This window comes from Zobellia galactanivorans, from assembly GCF_000973105.1.
Taxonomy (GTDB): domain Bacteria; phylum Bacteroidota; class Bacteroidia; order Flavobacteriales; family Flavobacteriaceae; genus Zobellia; species Zobellia galactanivorans.
In genome coordinates this window covers 4,287,142-4,303,315 of sequence record NC_015844.1, presented here as the reverse complement: position 1 = coordinate 4,303,315, position 16,174 = coordinate 4,287,142, and the positions used below count along the sequence as shown (strand labels likewise).

Genomic DNA, 16,174 nt, shown 5'->3' with positions numbered 1-16,174 from the left:
CTGTTAACTAATTTGTTAATAATATAGCGGTAACCAGTTTTAAAAGAACCTATCAAAAGGCTACTTTTAATAACATAGTTTAACCAAAACGTTTCTATGGCGTTAGAATCCAACGAAAGGCCCAATAGGCCAATTGCCAAGTTTGAATCGATGCTTAAAACCGACGACGTCTATTTCTTTGACGCCGAAGATTTTGAAGACATCATACATCATTATTTGAACAATGGCAAAATAGCACTGGCGAAGAAAGCGATCAAGATCGGTCTGCAACAACACCCAGGTTCTATTGAACTCAAGTTGTTGGATATTGAGGTTTTGGTTTTTGAAAACCACCTTGACCTTGCCGAACAGTATTTGGACGAACTTCAAATATTGGACGGGACCAACGAAGAGATCTTTATCCAACGTGCCAATATCTATTCAAAGAAAGATAATCACGAAGCCGCGGTCGCGCTTTTGAACCAAGCACTCGACCTGTCGGAAAACAGCTTTGATATTCATTCCTTACTGGGGATGGAGTACTTGTTCATGGACGATTTTAAACTGGCCAAAGAGAGTTTTATGCGCTGTGTTTCCTTCGATGAACAGGACTATTCATCGCTTTACAATGTAATCTACTGCTTTGAGTTCCTGGAAGATCATGACGGAGCCATTGTGTACCTGAACGATTACTTAGAAAGAAACCCGTATTGCGAAGTGGCCTGGCATCAATTGGGCAAGCAATATATTTACAAAAAGATGTATCCCGAAGCTTTGGGTGCCTTTGACTTTGCCATCATTTCCGACGATACCTTTATAGGTGCTTATTTTGAAAAGGGAAAGGTGCTCGAAAAAATGGGCAAATACAATGAAGCCATCGACAATTATGAGGCCACCATTAAAATGGACGACCCCACCTCCCATGCTTATTTGCGTATCGGCAAATGTCACGAGCGACTGGAGAATGACGAAATGGCCAAGTATTACTACTACCATACGGTACACGAAGATCCCTTACTCGATAAGGGTTGGTTGGCCATTACCGATTTTTACTATAGACGAAACAACTACAAAAAAGCCCTCTATTACATAAACAAGGCTTTGAACATAGATGGAGAAAACCCATTGTACTGGAAGAAATGCGCCTACATCAACGCCGCGCTCAAAAAGTACGACCAAGCCGATTTCGCCTTTAAGCAGGCCGTAGACCTCGGCAATTACGAATTAAAGACTTGGCTAAACTGGGCCGATGTGGTCTATAACAACGAAGATGCCGCTACAGCACTTCAAATACTGTCACAAGGTCAAGAATTCTATCCCGAGAGTGCCGAGCTTAAATATAAAATGGCGGGCTTCCACTTAGCGAACAACGATACGATCAACGGTCGGATCTGCTTGATGGACGCCTTAAAACTAGATTTACAAAAATTATCGCTTTTCTTTGAGGAATTTCCCCAGTACACCAAATCCGAATGGGTTTTAAAAGCTGTGGAAAAGGCAGAAAAAGCAGCAAAATAACCACCTTACCACCAAGCCCTTATATTTTTAATCCATAAAAATCATAAGGGCTTGTTCCATTTTTTCCTAGGTTCAAATTTTAAAAGCTATTTTTGCTTTTCAACGAATAATCTACATGGAAAAAAGAAATTTTCTTGACTATACATTCATTACTTTAAAAGGCATGGCCATGGGCGCTGCCGATGTTGTACCAGGTGTTTCCGGAGGTACCATAGCCTTTATTTCGGGAATTTACGAAGAGCTGATCACCTCGATCAACAACGTAGACCTTTCCCTTTTTAGGGAACTCAAGGAAAACGGACTGAAGGCCGCATGGACCAAGTTGAACGGGAATTTTCTTATGGCCTTGTTCTTGGGGATCGGTATAAGCGTACTCTCTTTGGCCAAACTGGTGAGCTGGTTGTTGGAGAACAAGCCCATTCTGATTTGGTCTTTCTTTTTCGGACTGGTCATTGCAAGTATTTTGCTCGTGGGCAAGGAGGTCCAAAAATGGGATGCAAAAACCATTATCGCATTGGTACTAGGGGCCGCCATCGCCTATTATATTACCATTTTACCCCCCTCTGAAAGTGCCCATAGCCTGCCCTATCTTTTTCTGTCGGGAGCTTTGGCCATCTGTGCCATGATCCTGCCCGGTATTTCAGGGGCCTTTATCTTAGTATTGCTGGGGTCGTACAAAACTATAATCGATGCGGTGCACAATCTCGACTTCAAGATTATCGGGGTCGTAGGTGTAGGGGCCATTTTCGGTCTCTTGAGTTTTGCCAAAGTATTAAAGTGGATGTTCAACCACCAAAAAAACCTAACCCTTGCCTTACTGACCGGTTTCATTGTAGGTTCATTGAACAAAATATGGCCTTGGAAGCGCGTACTCGACACCAAGACCATTGGCGAAAAAATCATTACGATAGACGAAAATGTGAGTCCCTTTAATTTCGAAGGCGAGAATCAACTTATGATCGCCATAATTGCCGCATTGACCGGCTTTTTGGTTATTTTTATTCTCGAAAGAACTGCTTCGAAAAAATAAGTCCCCTATCATGTACAATACCAGAACATTTCTTGACAAATTCTTCTTGGTCATAAAAGGTCTGTGCATGGGTGCCGCTAACAAAGTGCCCGGTGTTTCAGGAGGTATAGTTGCATTTGTCGGAGGTTTTTATGAAGAATTTATCTACTCGCTACAAAAGGTAAATGGCAAGGCATTCAAATTGCTTTTGAACGGAAGGTTCAAGAGTTTTTTCCGTTACATCAACGGAACCTTCCTCTCGCTTCTTATTTTTGGTATGTTGGTCAGTTATTTTAGCGTTTCCAAACTGCTCGATTACTTTTTAGAACGCAAAGAGCTATTTGTTTGGGCCGCTTTTTTCGGTATGATCCTAGGGTCTATCTATTACATTTCAAAAGACTTTGAACACTGGAACCGTAAAACCATTACGGCCGGTATCATCGGGCTTATCGTGGGTATATCTATAAGCTTTCTTAATCCCGCTAAGGAAAATGATAACCTTTTCTTCATTTTCGCCTGTGGTATCATCAGTGTTTCAGGTATGACCCTTCCCGGACTTTCGGGCTCTTTTATCCTTATCCTCTTGGGCAACTACGTGCTCTTATTGGTCGATTCGGTAAATGCCCTCTACGATACCTTTGCCGAAATACTACGCGGCGATTTTAGCTTTACCCAAAATGCCGAACGGATCGACACCTTGACCATTTTAGCCGTATTCACTGCGGGCTCGGCTACGGGACTCGTAAGCCTTTCGCATTTATTGACCTATGTACTCAAACATTACAAACACATTACCACTGCGGTCATCATCGGTTTTATAACCGGTTCATTGGGTGTGGTCTGGCCATGGAAACGCACGATATTTAAGACCGATGCTTCCGGGGAGTTGATACTGGATAGCAACGGAAAGGAAATCATCAGTAATTACGAACGCTTCTTTCCCGATCTCGGAAGCTCGGAAACCTGGTGGGCCATCTTTTTCATCGGGGTCGGCATTGCCATATTGCTGTTGCTCGATTGGTACGGAAAGACCCAAAAAGAAACTAAACTATCAGTATAAACGATTTACCCTTTATCCTTAAAAACAAAATATGAAAAGAACACGGTTCGGATTGGTCGGTAAAAACATCTCCTATTCCTTCTCTCGCGGATATTTCACCAAAAAATTCGCTTCCTTGGGCCTGAACGACCACTCTTATGAGAATTTCGACTTTCAAGCCATCGAAGAAATTACCGATGTTCTAAAAAACAATAAAGACATCAATGGTATGAACGTGACCATACCCTATAAACAAGAAATAATGCCCTTTTTGACGGAACTCGATCCCGAGGCCGAAAAAATTGGCGCGGTAAACACTATACAGTTCAACAAAAACGGACTCAAAGGTTTCAATACCGATGCCTATGGTTTTAAACACGCCATGTCACCTTTTCTAAAGCCGCACCACACAAAGGCGTTAATCTTGGGAACAGGTGGAGCTTCAAAGGCCGTGGCCTATGTTTTGGGAGAGCTTTGCATTTCCTATCTTTTTGTTTCAAGGAGTGAAGGGAAAAATAAGATCAGTTACGACCAGGTCACCGAAGAAGTATTAAAAGAACATACGGTATTGGTGAACTGCACCCCATTGGGTACACACCCCAATATTGAGGAACGCCCCACCCTGCCGTACGAATTCATCAGTGACCGGCACTTTTTGTTCGACCTTATCTATAATCCTGAAAAATCTGCTTTTTTAACGGCCGGAGAGGCCCAAGGCGCACAAATTTCCAACGGTTTACGCATGTTAGAGCTACAAGCCGACCGTTCTTGGCAGATATGGCAAGAGCGTTAGTCGTCTTTTCCTTGCACTTTCCAACACTAACTATCTAGGCAAGAGGACCTATAAAAAACGGTACCTTCCCTACCTCCAAATCAAAGTCCGACGTCGTGCAGAAAAGCTAAAATACGAGCATACCTTTTGTCATTAGAGCGGTTGTTAGTATCTTACCCTAGCAATCTGCATAATCAATATCTTATAAACGATGGAAGATAAGGAACGGGAACTACAACATAACGTAGGGGAAGAAAACATACAAGAAACCACTGAAAATACTGAAGCTACGGCACCAAAGGAAGTACCGGAAGCCGTAGAAATCCCCGAAAAAGAACCATCTAAAGCAACGGACGAGGCGCCAACGGAAAAGCCGTCGGAACCCCTCGAGGCCGAAACGGAAACTACGCCCGAAGCTGACGCTCCGCCTGAAACGCCCCAAGCGGAAGAACCGGCCCCGACAGAAACCGCAAAGACAAAGAATGAAGACGATGCCGTACTCGAAGAAATAGACGAGAACAATGCCGAGGACGCCGAAGATACCGACAATCAAGAGCGACATACCATTCCGCTTTTAGATTACCATGCGATGTCTATGGAAAACTTGGTGGGCGAACTTCAAAAATTGGTCCGTAACGAAAAGGTACAGGCCATTAAGAAGCATGTTGAAGGCATCAAATACGAGTTCGACCTGAAATTTCAGGAATTTATAGAAGGGAAGAAAGAAGATTTTATAAACGCAGGCGGCAACGAAGTCGATTTCAAGTACAATTCGGTGACCAAAAGGCAGTTTAACGAAGTCTACAGTGACTACCGTGAAAAACGCAACCAATATTATAAGAACCTTGAAAAAAACCTAAAGGAAAACCTAAACCGGCGACTTGAGATCATTGAAGAGCTGAAAGGTTTAATAAATGTAGATGAAGATATGAACTCCACCTACAAGGCGTTCAAAGAACTTCAGGAAAACTGGCGCAATGCCGGTCCCATACCGCGTACCGAGTACAACAATGTATGGCGCACCTATCAGCACCACATAGAGATTTTTTACGATTTCCTACATTTGAACCGCGAGTTGCGCGATCTAGATTTCAAACACAATCTAGAGGAAAAGGAAAAACTGGTACGAAGGGCCGAAGCCCTTGCAAACGAACCTGACCTCACCGTAGCCTTTAGGGACCTGCAGACCTTGCACAAAATCTGGAAGGAAGATATAGGCCCCGTAAGTCAAGAACACCGCGAAGAAATCTGGGAACGCTTCAGTAATGCTACCAAGGTATTGCACCAAAGGCGCCAAGACCATTACAAAGAGCTTGATGCCCAATACGAGAACAACCTGGTCCGTAAGAACGAAATCATTGCTTCCATTAAGGAACTTTCGGAAAACGTTGCAAGTAGCCATAAGGCCCTGCAACAGCAGATCAAAAAACTAGAGGAGCTCAGAACCGCCTTTTTCGCCGCCGGAAAGGTCCCTAGAAACCAAAACGAAAAAACATGGGACGCCTTTAAAACCGCGGTCCGAAATTTTAATAGGAATAAAAACGCCTATTACAAGAACCTTAAAAAAGAACAACAGGAAAACCTTGATAAAAAACGGGCCCTGCTCGACCGTGCCGTTGCCCTGAAGGACAGCGAGGACTGGGACAGCGCTACCCCTGAAATGAAACGAATTCAGAGCGAATGGAAGGAAATAGGACACGTACCCAGAAAATATTCCGATAAGATATGGAAGGAATTCAAAAGTGCCTGTAACCATTATTTCGACCGACTCCATGCCCTAAAAAACGAAGGCCTAAAAGAAGAACAGGAAAACTACGACAAGAAAAATGCCTGTTTGGAAAGACTGTCGGCCTTTGAACTCTCGGGTACAAGGGAAGACGACCTAAAGTCGATAAAAGCCTTTATAGCCGAATGGAAATCCATTGGAAGAGTGCCTTTTAAGAAGAAGAACATCGACCAAAAATTCAATAAGATCCTCGATGGCATCTTTAAAAAGCTCGATCTTGACCGCCAAGAATCGGAACTGCTGAAATACGGTAATAAAATTCAACAATTGGCCGATGCCGATAACGAGCGGGCCATACAAAACGAACGTAGTTTTATTCGTAAAAAAATAGAGGAAAGCAAGGCCGAAATCCGCCAGCTAGAAACCAATCTTCAATTTTTCTCCAACGCATCGGAAGACAATCCCTTGGTTCGTGATGTCATAAAAAGGGTAGAAAGCCATAAAGAAACGCTCGAGACCTGGAAGGCAAAGCTAAAAAAGCTCAATATCATGAAAAACGACCTGAACCGGGCAAGCGACGCCGAAGAGGAAGAGGCCGCTGCCGGAGAAGAAGAATAAACATGTACATTAGCTAGAAGGGGACGGCATCGGGAGGGTGCTCGTGCCAATAAAGAAAAGATAGGGGAACGAAGTCCGGCACCATGGAATTGCCCAGCTATTTTACCCCTAGCTTCGAAATACGCGAATACCAGTTTTTTTTTAATCGGAAACCTAAAGTAGCCGAAGAGAAATAACACTCCTGCCATGCATGGATCCGACCAGAAGGAAGATCGCCTTAAATAGCCTGTATACGTTTAAATAAAAAATCTCTGTTGGCCTTACTCAACGGAATCGCCTTTCTATTGATCTCTAAATGGTCATCAGCAATTACATCCAACTTGGAAAGGTTGACCACATAAGAACGATGTACGCGCATAAAACTGGAATTAGGCAATCGCTCCTGCATTGTTTTGAGCGTACAGCTCAAAACAAAATTACCGTTTTCGGTCACTACGGTGCAGTAGTTACGATCGGCTTCCATGTAAAGGATATCGTCCAATAACACCTTTTCCATTTTACCATTATAACGAATGAATATGCGGTCGCCCAAAACCTCCAAATCTAAAAAAGAATGCCGAACCGGATGCTCTTGCACCCATATCTGGTCTGCCACCAACTCTACGGTCCGTTGTAAGTTCAGTTTGTTGAAAGGTTTGGTGATAAATGCCTTAGGTCTCGTTTTCTTGGCCGATGCAAATGTGGCTTCATCTGTATTGGCGGTGAGAAAGATAACGGGAATATCCTTAAACGTTTGGATGGCCTTTGCCGTTTCAATCCCGTTCAAACTTCCCTTAAGGTTAATATCCAACAACAAGATATCCGGAGGGTTTTCCCTGACGTGAAGTATAGCCTCTTCCCCCCTGGTCACGATTCCTGTAACCTCATATCCCAAATTCCCGAGTTGTAATGAGATATTGGCAGCAATGATCATATCGTCTTCTACAATAAGTATCCGAACTTCCCTTTCCATAATTAAGCAGCTTTATGCAGTTGAAATTGAATCGAAACCGAAGTACCTTGATCTACATTAAGTTTCATCTTTCCATCCAATTGTTTTGTGAGCAGTCCTACGAGCTGTGTGCCAAACCCGCTACCTTTGGGTTTCGCATCAAATAGTTGACCTATACCGTCGTCCCTCACATCTAGCTGGAGTATATGGTCTATTTCCTTAAGACTTATTCTAATGTTTCCTTTCCTTCCATTCGGAAAGGCATATTTCAGGGCGTTGGTAAATAATTCATTTACAATAAGCCCAATAGGGATAGCCATATCCACATCTAGTTCCAGGCGTTCCATATCTACCTCTAACAAGACCTGTGGGTCGAAACCAAAGGCATCGATGATATATTCCCCCAATTGCTCAAAATACCCTTTCATTTCAACGGCCGCCAAATTCTTTCCCGTATACAACTTCTGATGAATCATCCCCATGCTTTGCACCCTGTGCTGACTTTCGCGCATGGTCTTAAGCATATCTTCATCATCTATACGGGCGGCTTGAAGCGACAGAAGGCTAGAAACTATCTCTAGGTTATTTTTAACCCTATGATGAATCTCTTTGAGTAAAAACTCTTTTTCCCCATTTTGCTTTTGCAACATTTTGTTGACCTTGAATTTATTCTGAATGACCTTATAGGATAGAAGCAAAAGCAACAATAGCAATGCCAAAATAACAACACTTAGTTTTTGTGTGGTCCGTTGTTTTTAAATAAGCGCCTCTTGGGCCAATATCCTATCTTCTTTACTGGCCACATCAAATTCGGTCCGCAACAGTGATGTTCTTTTATCCGCCTCTGCTGTAAATACCGCGGCTTTCAGTTCATCGTAACGGGCAAATGCGGCATATGCTTCCTTATATTGGTGGTTCCCTGCATGAGCCTTGCCCAAGGCCTCATAGGCCTGACTCAAGAAAAAGGTATCGCCAAAATCTTCCGTGGCAATGGTAATGGATTTTTCAAGACATTCAATAGCGGTAGCGTATTGACCTTGTAGGTTTTTCAATTTACCAATGGCCAGCCAGCTTCGCATCGTCATAAAATTATTATCCAACAGATCGGCATACTTTAAAGCATTGACACCGGCCTCTTCCGCCTTTTCAAATTCGTTCAAATAGGCATAGGTGTCGACCAAAATCATATACACATCACTCAAATTATTGTAGAAACCGTAACGCTCCCCAATGGTTATTGAATGTTCAAAATAGTTCAATGCCTTTTCATGATCTTTTAGCGACAAATAATTATTACCGACCACATACAAGGTAAAATCGTAGTCCAAATCATTTATACCACGTTCTTCATAAAGGGATAAGGATTTAAGGCCATACTCCAATCCGGCAGTGAATTTCGACTGTTTCCAAAAAAGGTTGCTTAAATCACTATAGGCCATGGCCATGGCCCTTTTGTCCTTCAGTTTTTCGCCCAAGCGAAGGGTTTCTAGGGCATAGTCTGCTGCTTTGCCCAATTTTCCACGTCGTTCGTATACGTAGCCCAATTGGGTATTGAGGAGGGGTAAATCTTTTTCTGGTATTTTGCAACGTGCACTTTCCAATACGGCTTCGGCAGAATTTAATTTTTCCTTTCTCAGTAAAATGGCAGCTTCGGTAATTTGAAAACGCCCCCTCCAAACGCTATCATGGGAAGCCCTGGTAAGAAACAAGCCCCTTTTTGTAAAATTCATGGCTTTGTTCAAATTTCTGGTATGCCAGTAATACGCTAGGTCGTTCAGCATGGAAAACTTGAGGGAATCGGGTCTTGCCAAAGGGTATGCCCTTTCTAAAACATCAAGGTAGGAAGCCCCAAAATTATCGGTATCCACAAACACTTTTCTGTAGGAAATATCGCGGCCATCATTCACGATTTCGGCAAAAAGCATACTGCAACTCCATATGGAAAGGGCGTAAAAAGCAATAGCTTTTTGAAAGTTGGTTCTCATTGTTTGGTGTGCTTCTCACCGGGGGACATGAGGAAAATTTAAATATACAACAAAGTTGTTAGAATCCCTTCGATAAATAGAAAGGCGTATTCGGACAGTATTCCTAGGGTTTCGTCCTAACACGATTATACCCTATTGTTGAATCAGATAGCTTCACCTCAAATTAATATGTCAAGCAGCCCCCAGTTGATTTGTTAACCCTGATAATTTTAGGAAAGCATGAAACCTATAGGACTTTTATTGACTCTTCTTATTTCCATTATGGCTTCGTCATGCAAAGACAATGGCCAATTACATTCGGACGGTTTACCAAAGCTCGAGCACCTTATGGCTACTAACTACAACAACTTCATAGAGGCCTCTTGGAACAAAAAAAACATGGATACCCTTCAATCGGTTTCAGCCGAAAATTACATTCACAATCAAAACGGAATACGGGTAGCGGATAATCAAAATGAAATGAAAGCCTTTATGAATATTTATTTTATGGGCTTTCCCGATGCCTATATGACCGTTGACGCTACCGTAATCAAGGGCCAGCAACTTTTTACACATTGGACATTGACAGGAACGAACACCGGAATATTCAGTGAAACACCGGCCACGGGAAAAAAAATAAAACTGAGCGGCCATGCCACCGTTTCATTTAACAATAAAGGTAAAATCATACAAGAAGACGTGTACTACAACGAACTTGAACTGCTTCAGCAGTTAGGCTATACCCTAAACCCTCCCGTCTTAAAATAATTAAATACATATAACCAATTAAATATAAAATTTATGAAAGCAATTAAATCGCTTCTGGGAACCTTACTTCTACTGCTAGTATTTATGCCAACCTCAGGTACGGCCCAAGATGGACATTATTACATGGCAACCACATGGAAATTACAAGTACCGGAAGATGGCAGCAATAAGCAACTCAAGGAACTTCTAAAAGAATTTTCAGAAAAGACAGTCTTTAAAAACGAAAAGATCATAAGCGAAAAAGTAATGTACCATATTTCTGGGGCCGATCTACGTGATGTTGTCGTTATTACCGAATATGCGAATTGGAATGATATTGAAGCCGCTAAACTTATGGAAACAGGGTGGCCCAATGAAGAGGAAAGAGCCACTTTCATGAAGACATTTGGTAAATATGTAGTAACCCATTCCGATGAAATCTTTAAGGAAATTCCGGAACTGGCCAAAAAGTAGTTGTTCTACCAAAATCAAGACTAAACCGGGCAGTATATCCTACGGCGGATTTCGGGGGAAACCAAAGTGGGGTTCTGCCGGTTTAACACCTTATAAAATACCGAACAGATGGGTTATCCTATTCAGGGGAATTGAAAAGACAATGCTCTCATGGTAAATAACCAATGAATTAGCTAAAACGTATTGTCCCGATAGCCTGTCTGTTTTTATATCATTAGTTTAAGGCCTTTCCTATAAAACCGAAAAAAACAGCAAGTCGTTCTTCAGGTCTAAAATCATGAATTCACCAACAAGACTCGAGGTTTCCTTTGATTGATACCCCAAGCCAAAAAGTCGCTATTCCCACTATATCGGGGCAACATTCCAAAATCGGAGCGTGCCACTCAATGGGTAATGAAAAAAGTTGGGGCATAAATAATCAAATGGCACAAAAAAATGTGACCTTTGCCCGTGCAATTGGATAAAGTAAGAATGAATGTTTAGACATCAAGGCAAGAGCAGGACCCTCAAACACAATCTGCAGATTGCAACGGTATTGTCTTTTGTGGCCGGTATTGTAAATGTAACGGGTTTTTTATCGATCAAGCAGCTAACTACAAATGTCACCGGACATTTTGCACTTTTTATTTACGATGTGGCCAATTTTAAATTCTGGAGGGGTACCATCTATTTTCTCTATATTTTTTCCTTTCTCTTCGGTTCGTTTTTATCAAGCTTTCTGATCGAAAAGTTTCGGGCCAATAAAAAACTGAACGTTTTTGTGCTCCCCACCACAATCGAATGTCTTGTTTTGATATCCATAGCCCTATCGAGCAATGTGATGAAACTAGAGTCGTTCGATACCATCGCTTGTTTGTTGTTATTTGCTATGGGACTCCAAAACTCCTATGTTACCAAAATTTCCAACGCCATAGTCCGAACTACGCATTTAACGGGACTCTTTACGGATTTGGGAATAGAAATTTCCCAATTGTTCTTTCCCAAACTGCATCCTAACAGGGAAAAACTTAAGTCGAATATTCAGTTGCGCGTCTATATTATCCTTTTCTTTTTTGCCGGGGGATTAGTAGGCGGGTTTCTCTATTCTAAAATGGAATTTAAACTGAATACCCTAATTGTTGGGGCCGCCATTCTTCTTTCCAGTCTCTTTTACGACGACATCCGTTACCGTTTGATCAAGGCACGGAGAAAGTATAGCCAAAAGAAAATCGCAAAGCACAAACATGCGTTTCGCAGATGACCGTATCGGCTTGCCATTGTTCAATTCCCTTTTCTTTGAATTCGTTTCTATGCCTTAACTTGTACCCTTAATCCCATTCTTTATAAAAATCGCTTATACCGAAATACATATCGTAGCGCAACTTGACGCCCCTATCCGTATGCAAGAGTATGGCGTGGGCGTGTTTCCTTCCGTCCCCACAAAATCGGCCTGGAAAAAAGCACTAAAGAAAAAGCGTGTCAAGGTAAACGGACACTTGGCCCATACGTCCACCTTCCTCAAGGGAGGCGAGAAGATCGAACTTTCCCTAGCTGAAGAAAAACCCTCAAGCAAGACTTTGATTTTCGACCTCAAGGTGCTTTTTGAAGACGATTATTTGGCCATAATCCACAAGCCCGCAGGGATACTGGTGAGCGGAAACAGTTTTAAGACCATTGCAAACGCCCTGCCCCAAAACCTAAAACCGAGCCATTTATCCGACGCCACCAAGCCGCAGCCCGTACATCGACTGGATTATGCTACAACGGGACTTTTATTAACGGGAAAAACGGGTGCGAGCATCCGTAAACTCAACCAACTTTTTAAAGAGAAAAAAGTTCAAAAGGTCTACTATGCGGCAACGATCGGAAAAATGCCGCTCTCGGGAAAAATCACCGATCCTATAGACGACAAACCTGCCGAAAGCCATTTTGAAACCATCCGTTCGGTTTCCTCTAAAAAATACGGATACTTAAATTTGGTCAAGCTCGACCCCAAAACGGGAAGGCGACACCAGTTACGGAAACATCTGTCGACTATGGGAAACCCTATTCTCGGTGACAAAACCTACGGTAAAGAAGGCTTTATCTTAATGGGTAAAGGCCTCTACCTGCATGCGTATTCCTTGGAATTCATTCATCCCTTTACCGGGGAACATCTCAAAGTAACAGACGATCTACCGGAAAGGTTCACCAAGATTTTCGGTGAGCTTTAGGCGATGTGAATACAGCGTCATCAGGCGAAAACCTCCCAATCTTTAAACACGGGCTCATAGCCTTGCTTTCGTATCATTTCCTTGATTTCCCCTGTAGAACGTTCATCTGAAATCTCAAACTGCTCCAAAGATTCGGGCTCGGCCGTATACCCTCCCGGATTGGTCTTAGACTCGGCACTGATGGAGGTAATCCCCAATTTTATAATGTTGTTTCGGAAGGTTTCACTTTCACGGGTAGACATTGAGAGCTCCACATCCTCATCTAAAAGACGATAGGCGCAAATCAGCTGAACCAAGTCGGCATCGGTCATTTCCACTTTGGGCTGCACGTCGCCCTGATGCGGTCTTAACCGAGGAAACGAAATGCTGTACTTCGTCTTCCAATACGTCCTTTGCAGGTATTTTAAGTGCAGGGCCGTATAAAAACTATCGACCCGCCAGTCTTCCAAACCGAACAAGGCCCCCAATCCTATTTTATGGATTCCGGCCTTTCCCAATCGGTCAGGTGTATCCAATCGATAATGGAAATTGGATTTTTTTCCTTTAGGATGATGTACCTTATACGTGGCTTCATGATAGGTTTCCTGGTATACCAAAACCGCATATAACCCAGCTTCCATCAACAATTCGTAATCTGCCTGCCCGAGGGGCTGCACTTCTATACTGATATTGGAAAAGTGGTCTTTAATCAGTTCTATGGCATGTTTCATATAGGAAACCCCAACGGTTCTGTTCGCCTCTCCTGTCACCAATAAAATATGGTCGTACCCCAATTTTTTTATATGGGCCACCTCTTTTAGAATTTCGGCATCGCTCAAGGTTTTTCGGGGGATTTTGTTCGTCATACTAAACCCACAATACGTACAAATATTTTGGCATTCATTGGAGAGGTACATGGGCAGGTACATCTGTATGGTATTCCCAAAACGCTTTTTGGTCAACTGATGGCTACGCTGCGCCATTACTTCCAAGAAAGGTTTGGCGGCCGGGGAAATCAAGGTCTTAAAATCATCCAAGGAAATACGTTCCTTTTTTAACACCGCTGCCACCTCCGCTTCGGTCACGGCATAAATTTCCTGCTCCAGCGTATCCCAATCGTATTGCTCAAATGTATCTTTAAAGGCCATATATTCGGTTTTAATTCAAAAATGAGGTCAAGGGGCTACTGGCTTCGGCCACTTCCTTTATCGGGGCCAATTTCGCGCAATATGCCATTCGACCTGCCGCGACCGCCATTTTAAAGGCGACCGCCATGTCAACCGGACTTTGGGCTACCGCAATGGCCGTATTCACCAATACGGCATCGGCGCCCAGTTCCATAGCATAGGCCGCATGCGATGGCGCCCCGATACCGGCATCTACGATTACCGGTACATTGCTCTGTTCAATGATGATCTTGAGGAAATCATCGGTTTTCAAACCTTTGTTACTGCCAATGGGTGCACCCAAGGGCATTACACATTGCACCCCAACATCTTCCAAGCGTTTGCACAAAACCGGGTCGGCATGAATATAGGGCATTACTACAAAACCCAATTTCACCAATTCCTCGGCCGCCTTCAAGGTTTCAATCGGGTCGGGCAATAAGTAGCGTGGGTCTGGGTGGATTTCCAATTTCATCCAATTCGTCCCTAGGGCCTCACGCGCCAATTGTGCGGCAAAAACCGCTTCTTTGGCCGTTCTCACCCCGGAAGTATTCGGTAATAAATTGATATGTTCCGCATTAAGGCTTTTGAGCATATCGTCCGACTTATTCCCTACCTCTACCCTTTTAAGGGCTACGGTAACCAGTTCGCTTTCCGAAGCCAAGATAGCTTCCCGCATCTTTTCAGAACTTGAAAACTTGCCCGTACCGGTAAACAATCTTGACGAGAAAGTCTTATCCGCTATTTGAAGTATATCTGTCATATTTAAAATTTTGTTTCCCTATTCCAAATCTGTTCATTGGTGGAAGGGGCCTTCAAAAGTTTATGAAAGGCGTTTATTTTATTGAAATCCTTTGTAATCTCGCCAGATGCCGCAATACCATAAACCCCTGTTTTTAAAATCTCGGGAACGTCATCTATGGTAATGCCACCAATGGCGATAATGGGCATATCCGAATTTAATTCCCCAACAATACCCTGATATCCGATCAGTGGAATAATGGGGCTCAGGTTTTCCTTGGTGGTCGTAAAACGAAAAGGTCCTAAACCAATATAATTGACGCCCTTCTTTACCAAAGCCAAGCAATCGTCCAAGGTATTTGCCGTTCCCCCTATGATATAGTAATCGCCCAATAACTTTCGGGCCACTACGGGATCGGCATCGGTTTTCCCCAAGTGTACCCCATCGGCTTGTACCTCTTTGGCAATTTGATAGTGGTCATTGATAATTAAGCGTGTCTGAAAATGCGCCGTTAGCTCCCTTGCCTTTTCCGCTGTTTTGAGCACCACGCTTTTTTTTACGTTCTTTAAGCGCAATTGCACCAGTTCAGCTCCCGATGTACAGGCTTTCTGAATATTTTCCAGATGCTCTTCCGGTGTCTTTCCTTGCGATATGTAATGCAGTTTCGGTATGTTCATGTTCACTAGTTTCTATAAAATTCTTGCATCGCCCTGAACTCTTCAATTGGCGTTTTACTGTTCCATATCCCTCCTAAAACCCCAACGCCCCGAAATCCTAATTTTTGAATTTCAGGCAAGTTGTTCTTGGTTACGCCCCCCATACCTATGATTCTTTTGTCGATATGGTTGACATTGAATCCCCTACCCTCATATCCCTTCTTTGAAATGGAAGAAAACACGGGACTCAATAGGTGGTAATCGAATTCAAAGTTACAGCCTTGCAGCTCATTCGGTTCATGAAACGAAGAACTTATGCTCTTGATCTTGGAACGGTCTACTTCCAATAATGCTGCGTAATGTTGCATCACCGTATCGGGAGTCTTTTCATCTAATGCCCCCTTTTCAAGTACCTCCCTTCGCTTTTGCTCCTGAAAATGAATTCCCTTTAAATCAAAATCAGCGATTAAGCGATGGTACAGGTGTACTACGACCCTATTATGATAGGCTTTATCGATACCGTTCATATACGCCACATGCCCCGTATAATCCTTATTAGGTTTACGTAGGTGATAGTATTCCAACCCTTCTTGAAACAAATGGTTTAAGGTTTCAAGCTCGTTGGGCACATCGGTTTCCGGGGCAATGAGAACGATCATGGT

Annotated in this window: 16 protein-coding genes; 9 read left to right on the top strand and 7 right to left on the bottom strand. The window is 43.0% G+C overall.

Features of this window, described 5'->3' with window-relative positions; genetic code table 11:
* Nucleotides 1–96 precede the first annotated feature (96 nt).
* The 5 genes from ZOBGAL_RS17245 to ZOBGAL_RS17225 all read left to right on the top strand — a co-directional run bounded on the left by ZOBGAL_RS17245 (nucleotide 97) and on the right by ZOBGAL_RS17225 (nucleotide 6,661).
* Nucleotides 97–1,497, top strand: a complete 1,401-nt coding sequence (locus tag ZOBGAL_RS17245) for a tetratricopeptide repeat protein (RefSeq protein WP_013994999.1) — start codon at nucleotides 97–99, stop codon at nucleotides 1,495–1,497.
* 115 nt (nucleotides 1,498–1,612) lie between these two features.
* The gene (locus ZOBGAL_RS17240) at nucleotides 1,613–2,527 is read left to right on the top strand and encodes a DUF368 domain-containing protein (protein WP_013994998.1); all 915 of its coding nucleotides are present in this window, start codon (nucleotides 1,613–1,615) and stop codon (nucleotides 2,525–2,527) included.
* Nucleotides 2,528–2,537: 10 nt separating this feature from the next.
* Nucleotides 2,538–3,566, top strand: a complete 1,029-nt coding sequence (locus ZOBGAL_RS17235) for a DUF368 domain-containing protein (RefSeq protein WP_013994997.1) — start codon at nucleotides 2,538–2,540, stop codon at nucleotides 3,564–3,566.
* 31 nt (nucleotides 3,567–3,597) lie between these two features.
* Nucleotides 3,598–4,338, top strand: a complete 741-nt coding sequence (locus ZOBGAL_RS17230) for a shikimate dehydrogenase family protein (RefSeq protein WP_013994996.1) — start codon at nucleotides 3,598–3,600, stop codon at nucleotides 4,336–4,338.
* Between the two features lie 190 nt (nucleotides 4,339–4,528).
* Nucleotides 4,529–6,661 (top strand): DUF349 domain-containing protein, encoded by a 2,133-nt coding sequence (locus ZOBGAL_RS17225; protein ID WP_013994995.1) that lies wholly within the window; start codon nucleotides 4,529–4,531, stop codon nucleotides 6,659–6,661.
* A 217-nt stretch (nucleotides 6,662–6,878) separates the two neighbouring features.
* Here the strand turns inward: ZOBGAL_RS17225 and ZOBGAL_RS17220 are convergent, their stop codons facing one another.
* From ZOBGAL_RS17220 to ZOBGAL_RS23840, 3 genes are read right to left on the bottom strand one after another with little or no spacing between them, the layout of a single operon-like run.
* A complete protein-coding gene (locus ZOBGAL_RS17220) occupies nucleotides 6,879–7,613 on the bottom strand; it encodes a LytR/AlgR family response regulator transcription factor (RefSeq protein ID WP_013994994.1) in 735 nt (244 codons plus the stop codon).
* 2 nt (nucleotides 7,614–7,615) lie between these two features.
* A complete protein-coding gene (locus ZOBGAL_RS23845) occupies nucleotides 7,616–8,311 on the bottom strand; it encodes a sensor histidine kinase (RefSeq protein ID WP_231854769.1) in 696 nt (231 codons plus the stop codon).
* 36 nt (nucleotides 8,312–8,347) lie between these two features.
* A complete protein-coding gene (locus ZOBGAL_RS23840) occupies nucleotides 8,348–9,577 on the bottom strand; it encodes a tetratricopeptide repeat protein (protein WP_013994992.1) in 1,230 nt (409 codons plus the stop codon).
* Nucleotides 9,578–9,796: 219 nt separating this feature from the next.
* Here ZOBGAL_RS23840 and ZOBGAL_RS17210 point away from each other — a divergent pair, with 219 nt between their 5' ends.
* From ZOBGAL_RS17210 to ZOBGAL_RS17195, 4 genes are all read left to right on the top strand, one after another.
* Entirely contained in the window at nucleotides 9,797–10,324 is a 528-nt protein-coding gene (locus ZOBGAL_RS17210; RefSeq protein ID WP_013994991.1) for an ester cyclase, read from the top strand.
* A 33-nt stretch (nucleotides 10,325–10,357) separates the two neighbouring features.
* The gene (locus ZOBGAL_RS17205; protein ID WP_013994990.1) at nucleotides 10,358–10,777 is read left to right on the top strand and encodes a hypothetical protein; all 420 of its coding nucleotides are present in this window, start codon (nucleotides 10,358–10,360) and stop codon (nucleotides 10,775–10,777) included.
* 475 nt (nucleotides 10,778–11,252) lie between these two features.
* A complete protein-coding gene (locus ZOBGAL_RS17200) occupies nucleotides 11,253–12,017 on the top strand; it encodes a YoaK family protein (RefSeq protein ID WP_013994988.1) in 765 nt (254 codons plus the stop codon).
* Nucleotides 12,018–12,156: 139 nt separating this feature from the next.
* Entirely contained in the window at nucleotides 12,157–12,969 is an 813-nt protein-coding gene (locus ZOBGAL_RS17195; RefSeq protein WP_013994987.1) for an RluA family pseudouridine synthase, read from the top strand.
* Nucleotides 12,970–12,989: 20 nt separating this feature from the next.
* Here the strand turns inward: ZOBGAL_RS17195 and thiH are convergent, their stop codons facing one another.
* From thiH to ZOBGAL_RS17175, 4 genes are read right to left on the bottom strand one after another with little or no spacing between them, the layout of a single operon-like run.
* A complete protein-coding gene (gene thiH, locus ZOBGAL_RS17190; RefSeq protein ID WP_013994986.1) occupies nucleotides 12,990–14,096 on the bottom strand; it encodes a 2-iminoacetate synthase ThiH in 1,107 nt (368 codons plus the stop codon).
* Between the two features lie 10 nt (nucleotides 14,097–14,106).
* The gene (locus ZOBGAL_RS17185; RefSeq protein ID WP_013994985.1) at nucleotides 14,107–14,877 is read right to left on the bottom strand and encodes a thiazole synthase; all 771 of its coding nucleotides are present in this window, start codon (nucleotides 14,875–14,877) and stop codon (nucleotides 14,107–14,109) included.
* A gap of 2 nt (nucleotides 14,878–14,879) precedes the next feature.
* The gene (gene thiE, locus ZOBGAL_RS17180; protein ID WP_013994984.1) at nucleotides 14,880–15,533 is read right to left on the bottom strand and encodes a thiamine phosphate synthase; all 654 of its coding nucleotides are present in this window, start codon (nucleotides 15,531–15,533) and stop codon (nucleotides 14,880–14,882) included.
* A gap of 5 nt (nucleotides 15,534–15,538) precedes the next feature.
* On the bottom strand, nucleotides 15,539–16,171 hold the full coding sequence (locus tag ZOBGAL_RS17175) for a thiamine phosphate synthase (protein ID WP_013994983.1): 633 nt from the start codon (nucleotides 16,169–16,171) through the stop codon (nucleotides 15,539–15,541).
* Nucleotides 16,172–16,174: the final 3 nt, after the last annotated feature.

Excerpts from the sequence above, each read along its gene's own strand:
- ZOBGAL_RS17245 (WP_013994999.1), top strand. The coding sequence starts at position 97 with ATGGCGTTAGAATCCAACGAAAGGCCCAATAGGCCAATTGCCAAGTTT.
- ZOBGAL_RS17240 (WP_013994998.1), top strand. The coding sequence starts at position 1,613 with ATGGAAAAAAGAAATTTTCTTGACTATACATTCATTACTTTAAAAGGC.
- ZOBGAL_RS17235 (WP_013994997.1), top strand. The coding sequence starts at position 2,538 with ATGTACAATACCAGAACATTTCTTGACAAATTCTTCTTGGTCATAAAA.
- ZOBGAL_RS17230 (WP_013994996.1), top strand. The coding sequence starts at position 3,598 with ATGAAAAGAACACGGTTCGGATTGGTCGGTAAAAACATCTCCTATTCC.
- ZOBGAL_RS17225 (WP_013994995.1), top strand. The coding sequence starts at position 4,529 with ATGGAAGATAAGGAACGGGAACTACAACATAACGTAGGGGAAGAAAAC.
- ZOBGAL_RS17220 (WP_013994994.1), bottom strand. The coding sequence starts at position 7,613 with ATGGAAAGGGAAGTTCGGATACTTATTGTAGAAGACGATATGATCATT.
- ZOBGAL_RS23840 (WP_013994992.1), bottom strand. The coding sequence starts at position 9,577 with ATGAGAACCAACTTTCAAAAAGCTATTGCTTTTTACGCCCTTTCCATA.
- ZOBGAL_RS17210 (WP_013994991.1), top strand. The coding sequence starts at position 9,797 with ATGAAACCTATAGGACTTTTATTGACTCTTCTTATTTCCATTATGGCT.
- ZOBGAL_RS17205 (WP_013994990.1), top strand. The coding sequence starts at position 10,358 with ATGAAAGCAATTAAATCGCTTCTGGGAACCTTACTTCTACTGCTAGTA.
- ZOBGAL_RS17200 (WP_013994988.1), top strand. The coding sequence starts at position 11,253 with ATGTTTAGACATCAAGGCAAGAGCAGGACCCTCAAACACAATCTGCAG.
- ZOBGAL_RS17195 (WP_013994987.1), top strand. The coding sequence starts at position 12,157 with ATGCAAGAGTATGGCGTGGGCGTGTTTCCTTCCGTCCCCACAAAATCG.
- thiH (WP_013994986.1), bottom strand. The coding sequence starts at position 14,096 with ATGGCCTTTAAAGATACATTTGAGCAATACGATTGGGATACGCTGGAG.
- ZOBGAL_RS17185 (WP_013994985.1), bottom strand. The coding sequence starts at position 14,877 with ATGACAGATATACTTCAAATAGCGGATAAGACTTTCTCGTCAAGATTG.
- thiE (WP_013994984.1), bottom strand. The coding sequence starts at position 15,533 with ATGAACATACCGAAACTGCATTACATATCGCAAGGAAAGACACCGGAA.
- ZOBGAL_RS17175 (WP_013994983.1), bottom strand. The coding sequence starts at position 16,171 with ATGATCGTTCTCATTGCCCCGGAAACCGATGTGCCCAACGAGCTTGAA.